Source organism: Armatimonadota bacterium (assembly GCA_031459765.1).
In the GTDB taxonomy this organism is placed as follows: domain Bacteria; phylum Sysuimicrobiota; class Sysuimicrobiia; order Sysuimicrobiales; family Kaftiobacteriaceae; genus Kaftiobacterium; species Kaftiobacterium secundum.
The window spans coordinates 1-13700 of the sequence record JAVKHY010000002.1 but is presented as its reverse complement, the minus strand read 5'-3'; the positions used below and the strand labels follow the sequence as shown (position 1 = coordinate 13700).

Here is a 13700-nt window from a genome sequence, read left to right as displayed (position 1 = left end):
AGCCAAACTGGGGAAGGATGAAATCGTCGAGGCCATCGGGAACCTCACCGTCCTGGAACTGGCCGACCTGGTGAAGGCCCTGGAGGAGAAGTTCGGGGTCAGCGCGGCGGCGCCGGTGGCGGTGGCGGCGGGGCCGATGGCGGGGGGGACGGCCGCCGGTGCGCCCGCCGCCGTGGAGGAGCAGACCGAGTTCGACGTCATCCTCAAGAGCGTCGGGGAGAAGAAGATCCAGGTGATCAAGGTCGTCCGGGAGCTCACCGGCCTCGGCCTGAAGGAGGCCAAGGATCTGGTGGACGGCGCCCCCAAGCCCGTCAAGGAGAAGGTGAGCAAGCAGGAGGCCGAGCAGATCAAGAGCAAGCTCGAGGCCGAAGGCGCGACCGTCGAGATCAAATAGCCGGATTCCTGCCCCGAGGGCTTGACGCTCCGCTTTGAGCCCGCTAGTATAGTCTTTACGGCATCTTGGGTCAGGACGCTGAGTTTGACGACTCCGAACCCGACAACTCGAAAGCGAGGCCGTCACCGCCTTGCTTTCGTTGCTTTTCCCGCCTGAATCCTCAGTGGAGGTGAAGTGCATCCCGTGAAGACGCGCAGCCGAAGGACGCTGGGGCGTACGGGCGGCGCCCGGTTCCGCCTCCCGGTCAACGGACAGCTGGTGACCCGCGGGCGGCGGCCGCGGGTCAGCTTCGCCAAGATTCCCGAGATTCTCGATGTGCCCGACCTTATCGAGGTCCAGCGCCGATCCTACGAGTGGTTCCTGCGGGAGGGCATCCGCGAGGTCTTCGAGGAGGTCTCCCCCATTCAGGACTTCACGGGGAACCTCGAGCTCCACTTTGCCGTGGAAGGGCGCGGCAAGCGCCCCCCCATGCCGGCGGTCTTTGACGACGACCCTGTGCTGGACTTCGGCGGCTACCGTCTGGAGCGGCTGAAGTACAGTGAGGAGGAGTGCCGCGACCGGGACTACAACTACAGCGCCGCCCTCAAGGTTAAGGTGCGCCTGCTGATCAAGGAGACCGGCGAGATCAAGGAACAGGAAGTCTTCATGGGGGACCTGCCGCTGATGACCCGGCGCGGCACCTTCATCATCAACGGCGCGGAGCGGGTGGTGGTGAGCCAGCTGGTGCGCTCCCCCGGCGTCTACTACAGCCACGTCCCCGATACCTCGGGCCGTCCCATGCCCGCGGCCACGGTCATCCCCCACCGCGGGGCCTGGCTGGAACTCGAGGTGGACGCCAACGGCGTGATCTCCACGCGGATCGACCGCACCCGGAAGATCCCGGTCACGGTGCTGCTGCGGGCCCTGGGGTACGACAGCGACGAGAAGATCCTCAAGCTCTACGGCCACGACAAGGCCATTCAGGCCACCCTGGCCAAGGATCCGGTCAAGGAGCGCAGCGGGCAGAAAGCGGTGGAGGAGGCGCTGATTGAAATCTACCGCCGGCTTCGCCCGGGCGACCCTCCGACCGTGGACAGCGCCCGGCAACTGCTGCAGACCCTGTTCTTCGATCCGCGGCGCTACGATCTGGGCAAGGTCGGCCGCTACAAGCTGAACCGCAAGCTCGGCCTGGAGGTGCCGCTGGAGTTCCGCACCCTGGTGCAGACCACCGGAGGAGAACTGGATGAGGTCAGGCTCCTGAAGGACAAGAAGGAGTTTCTCCTCACCCTGAAGGACGGGCGCGAGTTCACCGGTCAGGTCTCCCGCGTCCTGGCCAAGGTGGACGGCGAGGTGGTCGAGATCCGGAAGATCGACCGCGGCACGCGCGTCGTGCTCGGCCTCACCCCGTCCACCAAGGAGGTCCTCTACCTGGTCGCTGGCGAGGGGCTGCGCCACGGCCAGCAGGTCCGCGACGACATCGTCGAGGTGGTGCGCTATCTGATCGGGTTGTTCAATGGCGAGGCAGGCTTCGGGGTGGACGACATCGACCACCTGGGCAACCGCCGGGTGCGCTCGGTGGGGGAGCTGCTCCAGAACCAGTTCCGCATCGGCATGCTGCGCATGGAACGGGTGATCCGCGAGCGGATGACGATTCAGGAGACCGGACAGATCACGCCCCAGGTCCTGATCAACATCCGCCCCGTGGTGGCGGCGATCAAGGAGTTCTTCGGCAGTTCCCAGCTCAGCCAGTTCATGGACCAGACCAACCCCCTGGCCGAACTGACCCATAAACGCCGCCTCTCCGCCCTCGGCCCCGGGGGGCTGTCCCGGGAGCGGGCCGGGTTCGAGGTCCGGGACGTGCACACCAGCCACTACGGCCGGATGTGCCCCATCGAGACGCCGGAGGGACCGAACATCGGCCTGATCTCCTCCCTGGCCACCTACGCGCGCGTCAACGACCTGGGCTTCATCGAGACTCCCTACCGGGTGGTGCGGGACGGCAGGGTCACCCGCCGGGTGGAGTACCTCACCGCGGACCAGGAGGACCAGTACATCATCGCCCAGGCCAACGCCAAGACCGACGCGGAGGGACGGTTGATCGAGCCGCGCGTTTCCGCCCGCCACGGGTCGGAGATCGTCCTGGTCCCGCCCGACCGGGTGGACTTCATGGACGTCTCGCCCAAGCAGACCGTCTCGGTGGCCACGGCGCTCATCCCCTTCCTGGAGCACGACGACGCCAACCGCGCCCTGATGGGGTCCAACATGCAGCGGCAGGCCGTCCCCCTGCTGGCCTCGGAGGCGCCGCTGGTCGGGACGGGGATGGAGCTGCGCGCGGCCGTGGACTCCGGAGCGGTGGTCGTGGCCCGCCGGGCGGGGACGGTGGAGTCGGTCACGGGGGACGAGATCGTGGTCAACTCCGGCCGGACGCGCGACGTCTACCGGTTGACCAAGTTCCAGCGCAGCAACCAGGGGACGTGCATCAACCAGATCCCGCTGGTGCGCACGGGAGACCAGGTCCAGGAGGGCGAGGTCATCGCCGACGGTCCCTGCACCGACCAGGGCGAACTGGCCCTGGGCCGCAACGTCCTGGTGGCCTTTATGCCCTGGGAGGGCTACAACTACGAGGACGCCATCGTCATCAGCGAGCGCCTGGTGAAGGAGGACCTCTTCACCTCGATCCACATCGAGGAGTACGAGGTGGAGGCCCGCGACACCAAGCTGGGCCCCGAGGAGATCACGCGCGATATCCCCAACGTCGGCGAGGAGGCCCTGCGCGACCTCGACGACCGCGGGATCGTCCGCATCGGCGCCGAGGTCCGGGCGGGGGACATCCTGGTCGGCAAGGTCACCCCGAAGGGCGAGACCGAGCTGACCGCGGAGGAGCGCCTGCTGCGGGCGATCTTCGGCGAGAAGGCGCGGGAGGTGCGCGACACCTCGCTCAAGGTGCCCCACGGAGAAAAGGGCAAGGTCGTCGCGGTGAAGGTGTTCAGCCGCGAGACCGGCGATGAGCTGCCCCCCGGCGTGAATACGCTGGTGCGCGTCTATGTGGCGCAGAAGCGCAAGATCACCGTGGGGGACAAGATGGCCGGCCGGCACGGCAACAAGGGCGTCATCTCCGTCATCCTCCCCGAGGAAGACATGCCGATGCTGCCGGACGGCACCCCGGTGGACCTCATCCTGAACCCGCTGGGGGTCCCCAGCCGGATGAACGTCGGCCAGGTCCTGGAGACGCACCTGGGCTGGGCCGCCAACCAGATGAACCTGTGGGCGGAGGCGCCCGTGTTCGACGGCCCCAAGGAGGATGAAATCAAGCGCATGCTGGCCGAGGCCGGGCTGCCCCAGGACGGCAAGGTCGCCCTGCGGGACGGCCGGACCGGCGAACCCTTCGACACCAGGGTCACCGTGGGGTGGATCTACATGATGAAGCTGCTGCATCTGGTGGAGGACAAGATCCACGCCCGCTCCACGGGGCCCTACAGCCTGATCACCCAGCAACCGCTGGGGGGGAAGGCGCAGTTCGGCGGGCAGCGCTTCGGCGAGATGGAGGTCTGGGCCCTGGAGGCCTATGGTGCCGCCAGCACCCTGCAGGAGTTGCTCACCGTCAAGAGCGACGACGTGGTGGGTCGCGTCAAGACCTACGAGGCGATCGTCAAGGGGGAGAATATCCAGGAGCCCGGCGTGCCCGAGTCCTTCAAGGTCCTGGTCAAGGAACTGCAGTCCCTGTGCCTGGATGTCAAGGTCCTCAGCGAGGACAAGAAGGAGATCGAGCTCAAGGAGATCGAGGAGGACATCGCCGAGACGGCCCGGGCCCTGGGCATCAACCTCGAGGGTGAGGAAGCGCTGGTGGAGGACTACTGATGCAGGACGTCAACAACTTCGACGCGGTGAAGATCGGCCTGGCCTCCCCGGAGCAGATCCGGCTCTGGTCCCACGGCGAGGTCAAGAAGCCGGAAACCATCAACTATCGGACGCTCAAGCCGGAGCGCGACGGCCTGTTCTGCGAGCGGATCTTCGGTCCGCAGAAGGACTGGGAGTGCCACTGCGGCAAGTACAAGCGCATCCGCTTCAAGGGCATCATTTGCGACCGCTGCGGGGTGGAGGTCACCCGGGCCAAAGTCCGCCGCGAGCGGATGGGCCACATCGAGCTGGCCGCCCCGGTCTGCCATATCTGGTACCTGAAGGGCGTGCCCAGCCGCATCGGCCTGCTCCTGGACATCTCCCCGCGGGCTCTGGAGCGCGTGGTCTACTTCGCCTCCTACATCGTGATCGACCCGGGCGCCACGCCGCTGACCAAGAAGCAGCTGCTCACCGAGAACGAGTTTCGCGAGTACCGGGAGAAGTATGGGGCCCAATTTCGGGCCGGCATGGGCGCGGAGGCGGTGAAGGAGCTGCTCCTGGAGATTGACCTGGAGAAGCTCAGCCGGCAGTTGCGCGCCGAACTGCGCGAGTCCTCGGGCCAGAAGCGGATGAAGATCCTGAAGCGTCTGGAGGTGGTGGAGGCCTTCCGCAAGAGCGGGAACCGGCCGGAGTGGATGATCCTGGATGTCGTGCCGGTCATCCCGCCCGACCTGCGCCCCATGGTCCAGCTGGACGGCGGACGCTTCGCCACCAGCGACCTCAACGACCTCTACCGCCGGGTGATCAACCGCAACAACCGGCTGAAGCGCCTGCTGGACCTGGGGGCGCCGGAGATCATCGTGCGCAACGAGAAGCGCATGCTGCAGGAGGCGGTGGACGCCCTGATCGACAACGGCCGCCGCGGCCGTCCCGTGACCGGGCCCAACAACCGGCCGCTGAAGTCGCTGTCCGACATGCTCAAGGGCAAGCAGGGGCGGTTCCGCCAGAACCTGCTGGGCAAGCGGGTCGATTACTCCGGCCGCTCCGTGATCGTCGTCGGCCCGAAGCTGAAGCTCCACCAGTGCGGTCTGCCGCGCGAGATGGCCCTGGAGCTGTTCAAACCCTTCGTTATGAAGCGCCTGGTGGACAAGCAGCTGGCCCAGAACATCAAGTCCGCCAAGCGCATGGTGGAGCGGGTCCGTCCCGAGGTGTGGAGCGTGTTGGAGGAGGTGGTCCGCGAGCACCCGGTGCTGCTGAACCGCGCGCCGACCCTGCATCGCCTGGGCATCCAGGCCTTCGAGCCGGTGCTGATCGAGGGTAAGGCGATCCAGGTGCACCCCCTGGTCTGCACCGCCTACAACGCCGACTTCGACGGCGATCAGATGGCCGCCCATGTCCCCCTCTCCGCCGCGGCGCAGGCCGAGGCGCGCCTCTTGATGCTCTCCGCCTACAACATCCTCTCGCCGGCCTACGGGAAGGCGATCACCAGCCCCACCCGCGACATCGTGCTCGGCTGCTACTACCTGACTCAGGAGAAGAGCGGGGCCAAGGGGGAGGGGAAGGTGTTCAGCACGCCCAACGAGGCCATCCTGGCCTACGAGAGTGGCGCGGTGGAGCTCCACGCCAGGATCAAGGTGCGCCTGACCCATGACGGTGAGCCCATCGAGACCACTATCGGACGCGTCATCTTCAATGAGGCCATTCCCGAGGAGCTCCGCTTCATCAACGACGTGGCCGACCGCAAGGTCCTCTCCCAGATCGTCTCCGAGGCCTACAACCGGCTGGGCTCGACGAAGACGGTGCAGCTGCTGGATGCCCTGAAGGATCTGGGCTTCAAATACGCGACGAAGAGCGGCTCCGGCATTGCCATCGACGACATCGCCGTGCCGGACCAGAAGGAGAAGATCCTCGGGGCGGCCGAGAAGCGGGTGCAGGAGATCGAGAGTCAGTACCGCCGCGGACTGATCACGCCCGAGGAGAAGAAGGCGCTGGTGATCTCGGTGTGGACCAAAGCCACCGAGGAGATCACCCAGGCCATGCTGCAGAACTTCGACGCCTTCAACCCGCTGTACATGATGGCCCAGTCCGGAGCGCGGGGCAACATCCAGCAGATCCGCCAGCTGGCCGGGATGCGAGGGCTGATGACCGACCCGTCGGGCAGCATTATCGAGCTGCCCATCAAGGCCAACTTCCGCGAAGGGCTCACCGTGCTGGAGTACTTCATCTCCACCCACGGCCAGCGCAAAGGGCTGGCCGATACGGCCATCCGGACCTCGGAGTCGGGCTACCTGACCCGCCGCCTGGTGGATGTGGCCCAGGACGTGATCATCCGCGAGGAGGACTGCAAGACCACCGAGGGGGTGGAGATCGGGGCGATCAAGGAAGGGAACGAAGTCGTCGTCCCGCTCAAGGAGCGCATCGTCGGACGGACCGCGGCCGAGGACGTGGTGGCCCCGCGCACGCGCAAGGTGATCGTGGAGGCCGATCAGGAGATCACGGAGGAGGCGGCCGAGGCCATCGAGCAGGCCGGCATCGAGGAGGTGCTCGTGCGCTCGGTGCTCAACTGCAAGACCCGCTACGGGGTGTGCGCCAAGTGCTACGGGCGGAACCTGGCCACGGGGAAGCCGGTGGAGATCGGCGAGGCCGTGGGGATCATCGCCGCCCAGTCCATCGGCGAACCCGGGACGCAGCTGACGATGCGGACCTTCCACACCGGGGGCGTGGCCGGCTTCGACATCACCCAGGGCCTGCCGCGGGTGGAGGAGCTGTTCGAGGCCCGGCGCAGCCGGCATACCGCGGCCATTGCCGAGGTCTCGGGCCGCGTGAAGATCGCCGACGTGAAGGGCGCCCGCAAGGTATTCATCGTCGCCCGGGACGGGGAGGACGTGCCCGTGGCCGTGCCGGCCGGGCTGCGCCTGCGCGTGCAGGACGGCGACCGGGTCAACGCCGGCGACCCACTTACCGAGGGCGCGGTCAACCCCCACGACATCCTGCGCATCCGCGGCCTCCATGCCCTGCAGCGGTACCTGGTGGAGGAGATCCAGTCCGTCTACCGCTCCCAGGGCGTGGACATCAACGACAAGCACATCGAGATTATCGTGCGCCAGATGCTGCGGCGGGTGAAGGTGGAGGAGCCGGGCGACACCGAGTTCCTGCCGGGGGAACTGGTGGACAAATTCCAGTTCGAGGAGGAGAATGCCAAGGCCCTGGCCGAAGGGCTGGAACCGGCCAAGGCCCGGCCGGTGCTCCTCGGCATCACCAAGGCCTCACTGGCTACGGAGAGCTTCCTGTCCGCGGCCTCCTTCCAGGAGACGGCGCGCGTGCTCACCGACGCTGCGACGAAGGGGAAGATCGACCCGCTGATCGGCCTCAAGGAGAACGTGATCATCGGCAAGCTCATCCCTGCCGGCACGGGGATGCAGCGGTACCGCGGGATCAAGATCAGCGTCGAAGTCTAGTCCGCGGGGGACCGCCCGGGCGGTCCCCCGCTCCGCAGTTCGGAGGCCGCTCCTCTTGCCCTGGACGACTGGCTCCGCCACGGCCCCACGACTTTGAGGGGACCATCCAGCAGACTGTCTCGGGATGCCGATCCTGACCGTTTCCGACGTAACGAAGACCTACGGCGGCGAAGTGCTACTGGACGCTGTGACCTTCAGCGTCGAGCCGAAGGAGAAGGTGGCGCTCGTCGGCCGCAACGGCACGGGTAAGACCACGCTGCTGCGCATCGCGGGCGGGCTGCTGGATGCCGACCGCGGCGCGGTCAGCCTGGCCTCCTGGGCCCGGGCCGCCTACCTGGCACAGATCCCGGAAGGGTCTGGGGACATGACCGTGTGGGCGCACGTGCTCACCGGAGCCGCCGACGTCCGGGCCCTCGAAGCACGCCTGCGAGTGCTCGAAGCGCAGATGGCCAGGCCTGAGATCCACGACGATCCGGCGCGCCTGCGGGCGGTCATGGACGAGTACGGCACGGTGCACGCGCACTTCGAGCATGCCGGCGGATTCACCCTCGAAGCCCGCGCGGGGATGGTGCTGTCCGGCCTGGGCTTCTCCGAGGCCGATCGCCGGCAACCGCTGGGAACGCTGAGCGGCGGGTGGCGCGTGCGCGCCGAACTGGCCCGCATCCTGTTGTCCGAGCCCGACCTCCTGCTGCTGGATGAGCCGACGAACCACCTGGACCTCGAGGCGCTGGAGTGGCTGGAGGACTACCTGCAGGGATACCCGGGTGCGGCGATCGTCGTGAGTCACGATCGTCACCTCATCGATGCGGTGACGTCGCGCACGCTGGAGTTGGAGGACCGGCGGATCACGTCGTATCCCGGGGCGTACTCCGTCTACGCGCGCCTCAAGGCCGAGCGGGAGGAACGACAGCGCAAGCTCGTCGGGCGGCAGCAAGAGGAGATCGCCAGACTCGAGGCCTACATCCGACGCTACAAGGCCGGCCAACGCGCCACCATGGCCAGGAGTCGCGAGAAGCGGCTCAGCCGTGTGCAGGCCCATCTCCTCAAGGCCCCCCGCAGACACCGGACGATGGCGGCCCGGCCCTCTGCGGGGAGCGCGTCGGGCCGGTCGGTCGCCACCCTGAAGGGCGTGAGCAAGCGGTATGGGGACCGGTCCGTCCTCCGGGAGCTGGACCTGGTGATCTTTCGCGGCGAGCGCATCGGCCTGCTCGGCCCCAACGGCGCGGGAAAGACGACCCTGCTCCGGATCCTGGCCGCCCTCGAACCGCCCACCACCGGTCGCGTCACCTTTGGGACCAATGTGCGCCCGGCATACTTCGCCCAGGAACCGACGGCGTCGCTCGACCCTGAGAAGCGCGTCCTCGACGAGGTGCTCGCCGATCGTCCAATGACGCCGGAGGCGGTGCGCACCTACCTCGGCCGGTTCCTCTTCACCGGGGAGGACGTCTTCAAGCAGGTTGCCGTCCTCTCCGGCGGCGAGCGCCAGCGCCTCAGCCTGGCCAAGATGCTGCTCGACGAGCCGAACCTGCTGCTGCTGGACGAGCCTACGAATCACCTGGATATTCCGTCCCGCGAGGCGCTGGAAGCCGCCCTCCGGGAGTTCGAGGGGACCATCGTCGTGGCGACCCACGACCGCTACCTGCTGGACCGGATCGCCACGCGGATCCTGACGATCCGGGACGGTATGGTCACCGACTTTCCCGGATCGTACGAGGAACTTCGGCGACGCCGGGCCCGTGCCCCCCTCCCTCCCCCGGCGGCGACCAGGGCCCCCGCCGGAGTCCCACCCGCCCCCGGCCGAGTCGTGCGGCGGGCCGGGCCGACCTTCGATGAGGTGGCCGCCGAGATCGCGGCGGCCGAGCACGAACTCGAGGTTGCCGGTCGGGCCTTGGCCGACCCCGAGCTCTACCGTCACGCCGAGCGCGTGAAGGGGGCACGGGCCCGATTCGAGGCTGCGCAACGGCGCCTGGACGAGTTGTACCGGCTGCTGGAGACGACGGACGGCGACCCCGGCGGCTGACGGGCCGGGGGCCGCGCCGGAGGCCGGGGGTGCCCCATCCATCGGCGGAGGCGGGGCATTCCGTTGACACTCCTGAAGACCGGGTGCTAGAATGCAACGGTGCCCGAAGGGACGGCCTTCGGGGTCTTTTTTCGATGATGCAGCCGGCCGATGCGCTGGAGCGCCTCAGGACCGCGGAGTACCGGGCCGTGGGCGCCCACCAGACGGCAAAAGCGATCCAGCGGGGGCGGGCGCAGGTGGTGTTCGTGGCGGCCGACGCCGACCGCCGGGTGGTGGCGGACGTGATCGCGGCCGGCCGGGAACGGGGCCTCGAACTGATCGAGGTCGGGTCGATGAAAGAGTTGGGCCGCGCCTGCGGGATCGCCGTCGGCGCGGCGGCGGCGGCAGTGTTGCGGCCGCCGGAAGAGACCGGCGGGTAGCTTCCGCCAATCGGGGTCGCCCGGAGCGACCCTCCTATGCGCCGCAGGACACCGACCCTCCGGTGTCGCGTATGGCGCAGCGCAACTGAACAGCGGAGATCAGTAGCGACACCCGGCGCCTGAGGCGCCGCGGATCGCGCCGACGCCCCGGCCCGCCCCGGCGGGCTCCCGGGGTGGTCTGTGCCTGAGCCGGGGAGAGCGTGTACGCGGAGGATGTGAGGAGGACGGCCATGCCGACCATCAACCAGCTCGTGCGGTACGGGCGGCGCCGGATGCGCGCGAAGACCAAGTCGCCGCATCTGGAGCACAACCCCCAGAAGCGGGGGGTGTGCCTTCAGGTGCGCACGATGACGCCCAAGAAGCCCAACTCGGCGCTGCGCAAGATCGCCCGCGTCCGGCTCACCAACCAGCACGAGGTGACCGCCTACATCCCGGGCATCGGTCACAACCTGCAGGAGCACTCCGTGGTGCTGATCCGCGGCGGCCGCGTGCCCGACCTGCCCGGCATCCGCTACCACATCATCCGCGGCACCATCGATGCCGCGGGCGTGACCGACCGGCGCCAGGGGCGGTCCAAGTACGGGGCCAAGCGGCCCAAGCAGGCGTAGGAGCGGAGGAGCGGCGATGCCGAGGAAGGGTCCCGTCAGCCGTCGGGAGATCCCCCCCGATCCGCTCTACCACAGCGTCATCGTGCACCGGCTGGTGAATACGGTGATGATGCGCGGCAAGAAGAGCCTGGCCGAACGGATCGTCTACAGCGCCCTGGATCAGGTCAGGGAGCGCAGCGGCCAGGATTCGGTCAAGGTCCTGGACAAGGCGCTACACAACGTGATGCCGCTGCTGGAGGTGCGCCCCCGGCGGGTCGGCGGTGCGACCTATCAGGTACCCATCGAGGTCCGGCCGGAGCGGCGCCTCTCCCTCGGCCTGCGCTGGCTCGTGGACTACGCCCGCCAGCGCAAGGACAAGCGCACGATGACGGAGCGGCTGGTGGCGGAGATCCTCGACGCTAGCAACGGCCAGGGCGGCGCGGTCAAGAAGCGGGAGGACACCCACCGGATGGCCGAGGCCAACAAGGCCTTCGCCCACTACCGGTGGTGAGTCAGCGGCGCATCGATGTTGGCGCGGGGCGAAGCCCCGCGTCCGGCGGGGAGAGTTGCGAGAGTAGCGATGGCTGGGATTGATCTTCGGACAATCCGGAACATCGGGATCGTCGCCCACATCGACGCGGGCAAGACGACGACCACCGAGCGCATCCTGTTCTACACGGGACGGGTGCACCGCCTCGGCGAGGTGGACGAAGGATCGGCGACGATGGATTGGATGGTGCAGGAGCGGGAGCGGGGGATCACCATCACCTCCGCCGCCACCACCTGCTTCTGGCGCCAGCACCGCATCAACATCATCGACACTCCCGGGCACGTGGACTTTACGGTGGAGGTAGAGCGGTCCCTGCGCGTCCTGGACGGCGCCGTGGTTCTGCTCAGCGCGGTGGAGGGCGTGCAGCCCCAGTCCGAGACCGTCTGGCGCCAGGCCGACCGCTATCGCGTCCCCCGGCTGCTCTATGTGAACAAGATGGACCGGACCGGCGCCGACTTCATGCGCACGGTGCGCATGGTCCGCGAGCGGCTGGGGGCCAACGCCGTGCCCGTGCAACTGCCTATCGGAGCGGAGGACGATTTTCAGGGCGTCGTGGACCTGATCCGGATGAAGTCCATCATCTATCTGGACGACCTGGGCACCCGCTCGGACGAAACCGACATCCCCGCCGACCTGCGGGAGCAGGCCGAGGCGGCGCGCGAGGCGCTGGTCGAGGCCGTGGCCGAGATGGACGACGACCTGATGCACAAGTACCTGGAGGGGCACACCCTGAGCGAAGAGGAGATCCGCCGGGGCCTGCGTCTGGGCACGCTCTCCTACCGGATCGTCCCGGTGCTGGCCGGGAGCTCTTTCCGCAACAAAGGGGTGCAGCCGTTGCTGGATGCGGTGGTGGACTACCTCCCCTCGCCGGTGGACGTGCCGGCGGTCGAGGGGCGGCACCCCCGGACCGGCGACCGCGAGGTGCGGCGGGCCGATCCGGCCGCGCCCTTCGCCGCCCTGGCGTTCAAGATCGTCACCGACCCCTACGTCGGGAAGCTCACCTACTTCCGGGTCTACTCCGGGACGCTGCGCGCCGGCTCCTACCTGTACAACGCCACCAAGGACCGGAAGGAACGGATCAGCCGCATCCTGCAAATGCACGCCAACCACCGGGAAGACATTCCGGAGGTGACGGCCGGAAACGTCGTCGCCGGCGTCGGGCTGCGCGAGACGACCACCGGCGACACCCTGTGCGATGCCGATCATCCCCTGGTGCTGGAGGCGATGCAGTTCCCCGAGCCCGTGATCGCCGTGGCCGTGGAGCCTAAGTCCAAGGCCGATGAGGACCGGCTGGCCACGGCCTTGGCCAAGCTCGCCGAGGAGGACCCGACCTTCAAAGTGCGGTTCGATCAGGAGACGGGGCAGACGCTGATCGCCGGGATGGGTGAACTGCATCTGGAGATCATCGTCGACCGCATGCTGCGCGAATTTAATGTCCAGGCCAACGTCGGTCGGCCTCAGGTCGCCTACAAGGAAACGATCCGTCAGGCCGCGGAGGCGGTGGGACGGTACGTGCGCCAGACCGGCGGTCGCGGTCAGTACGGCCACTGCGTGGTCGTCCTGGAGCCCCTGCCCCGCGGGAGCGGCATCGAGTTTGTCGACGAGATCACCGGCGGGGCCATTCCCCGGGAGTTCATCCCGCCCGTGGAGGCCGGCATTCGCGAGGCGGCGGAGTCCGGCGTCCTGGCCGGGTATCCCGTGGTGGATTTCCGGGCTCGCCTGGTGGACGGCAGCTATCACGAGGTCGACAGCTCGGAGATGGCCTTCAAGATCGCCGGATCGCTGGCCTTCAAGGAAGCGGCGGCGCGGGCCAAGCCGGTGCTCCTGGAGCCGGTGATGAAGGTCGAAGTGGTCACCCCCGAGCAGTACATGGGCGACGTCATCGGCGACCTGAACGCCCGGCGCGGCCGGATCGAGGGGATCGAGCAGCAGGGCAACGCCCGTCTGATCCGCGCCCTGGTGCCGCTGGCCGAGATGTTCGGCTACGCCACCGCCCTGCGCTCGGCCACCCAGGGGCGGGCCACCTACACCATGGAGCCGTCCCACTACGAGGAGGTGCCGACCAGCATCGCGGACGAGGTCCGCATGAAGGCCGGCGCGGCGGCGAGGGCATGAGGGGTCGCGTCTGTGGGTTGGCACGTGAGCGCGGGCAGCGAAAATCGCCTCCGGCGCCCCGGGTGGAAGAGCCTGGACTAGCGGCCGGGTGGCTGTGGAGGAGTTTCAGAAATGGCCAAGGCGAAGTTTGAGCGGACGAAGCCGCACGTGAACATTGGGACGATCGGGCACGTGGACCACGGGAAGACGACGCTGACGGCGGCGATCACGCACGCGCTGGCGGGGATCGGGGTGACGGAGGCCAAGGGGTACTACGACATTGACAATGCGCCGGAGGAGAAGGCGCGGGGGCTGACGATCAACATCAGCCACGTGGAGTACGAGACGGAGAAGCGGCACTA

General features: G+C 68.0%; 9 protein-coding genes. All 9 read left to right on the top strand.

Translation table 11 applies throughout. The features are described 5' to 3' along the window. The first annotated feature begins 7 nt into the window (after nucleotides 1-7). Entirely contained in the window at nucleotides 8-394 is a 387-nt protein-coding gene (gene rplL, locus QN141_02750; protein ID MDR7557389.1) for a 50S ribosomal protein L7/L12, read from the top strand. A 258-nt stretch (nucleotides 395-652) separates the two neighbouring features. Next, nucleotides 653-4231 (top strand): DNA-directed RNA polymerase subunit beta, encoded by a 3579-nt coding sequence (rpoB, locus tag QN141_02745; GenBank protein ID MDR7557388.1) that lies wholly within the window; start codon nucleotides 653-655, stop codon nucleotides 4229-4231. Continuing rightward, nucleotides 4231-7668, top strand: a complete 3438-nt coding sequence (rpoC, locus tag QN141_02740; GenBank protein MDR7557387.1) for a DNA-directed RNA polymerase subunit beta' — start codon at nucleotides 4231-4233, stop codon at nucleotides 7666-7668. The genes rpoB and rpoC overlap by 1 nt, the downstream gene beginning before the upstream one ends. 124 nt (nucleotides 7669-7792) lie before the next feature. After that, the gene (locus QN141_02735) at nucleotides 7793-9688 is read left to right on the top strand and encodes an ABC-F family ATP-binding cassette domain-containing protein (protein ID MDR7557386.1); all 1896 of its coding nucleotides are present in this window, start codon (nucleotides 7793-7795) and stop codon (nucleotides 9686-9688) included. Between the two features lie 134 nt (nucleotides 9689-9822). Beyond that, nucleotides 9823-10107: a ribosomal L7Ae/L30e/S12e/Gadd45 family protein gene (locus tag QN141_02730; GenBank protein ID MDR7557385.1), complete on the top strand. Its 285-nt coding sequence runs from the start codon at nucleotides 9823-9825 to the stop codon at nucleotides 10105-10107. Nucleotides 10108-10337: 230 nt separating this feature from the next. Then, entirely contained in the window at nucleotides 10338-10715 is a 378-nt protein-coding gene (gene rpsL / locus QN141_02725) for a 30S ribosomal protein S12 (protein MDR7557384.1), read from the top strand. 16 nt (nucleotides 10716-10731) lie between these two features. Continuing rightward, nucleotides 10732-11205 (top strand): 30S ribosomal protein S7, encoded by a 474-nt coding sequence (gene rpsG, locus QN141_02720; protein MDR7557383.1) that lies wholly within the window; start codon nucleotides 10732-10734, stop codon nucleotides 11203-11205. A 69-nt stretch (nucleotides 11206-11274) separates the two neighbouring features. Further along, a complete protein-coding gene (gene fusA / locus QN141_02715; GenBank protein ID MDR7557382.1) occupies nucleotides 11275-13359 on the top strand; it encodes an elongation factor G in 2085 nt (694 codons plus the stop codon). A 111-nt stretch (nucleotides 13360-13470) separates the two neighbouring features. Next, on the top strand, nucleotides 13471-13700 hold a 230-nt coding region (locus QN141_02710; GenBank protein ID MDR7557381.1), incomplete at its 3' end, for a GTP-binding protein.

Excerpts from the sequence above, each read along its gene's own strand:
- fusA (MDR7557382.1), top strand. The coding sequence starts at position 11,275 with ATGGCTGGGATTGATCTTCGGACAATCCGGAACATCGGGATCGTCGCC.
- rpsL (MDR7557384.1), top strand. The coding sequence starts at position 10,338 with ATGCCGACCATCAACCAGCTCGTGCGGTACGGGCGGCGCCGGATGCGC.
- QN141_02730 (MDR7557385.1), top strand. The coding sequence starts at position 9,823 with ATGATGCAGCCGGCCGATGCGCTGGAGCGCCTCAGGACCGCGGAGTAC.
- rpoC (MDR7557387.1), top strand. The coding sequence starts at position 4,231 with ATGCAGGACGTCAACAACTTCGACGCGGTGAAGATCGGCCTGGCCTCC.
- QN141_02735 (MDR7557386.1), top strand. The coding sequence starts at position 7,793 with ATGCCGATCCTGACCGTTTCCGACGTAACGAAGACCTACGGCGGCGAA.
- rpsG (MDR7557383.1), top strand. The coding sequence starts at position 10,732 with ATGCCGAGGAAGGGTCCCGTCAGCCGTCGGGAGATCCCCCCCGATCCG.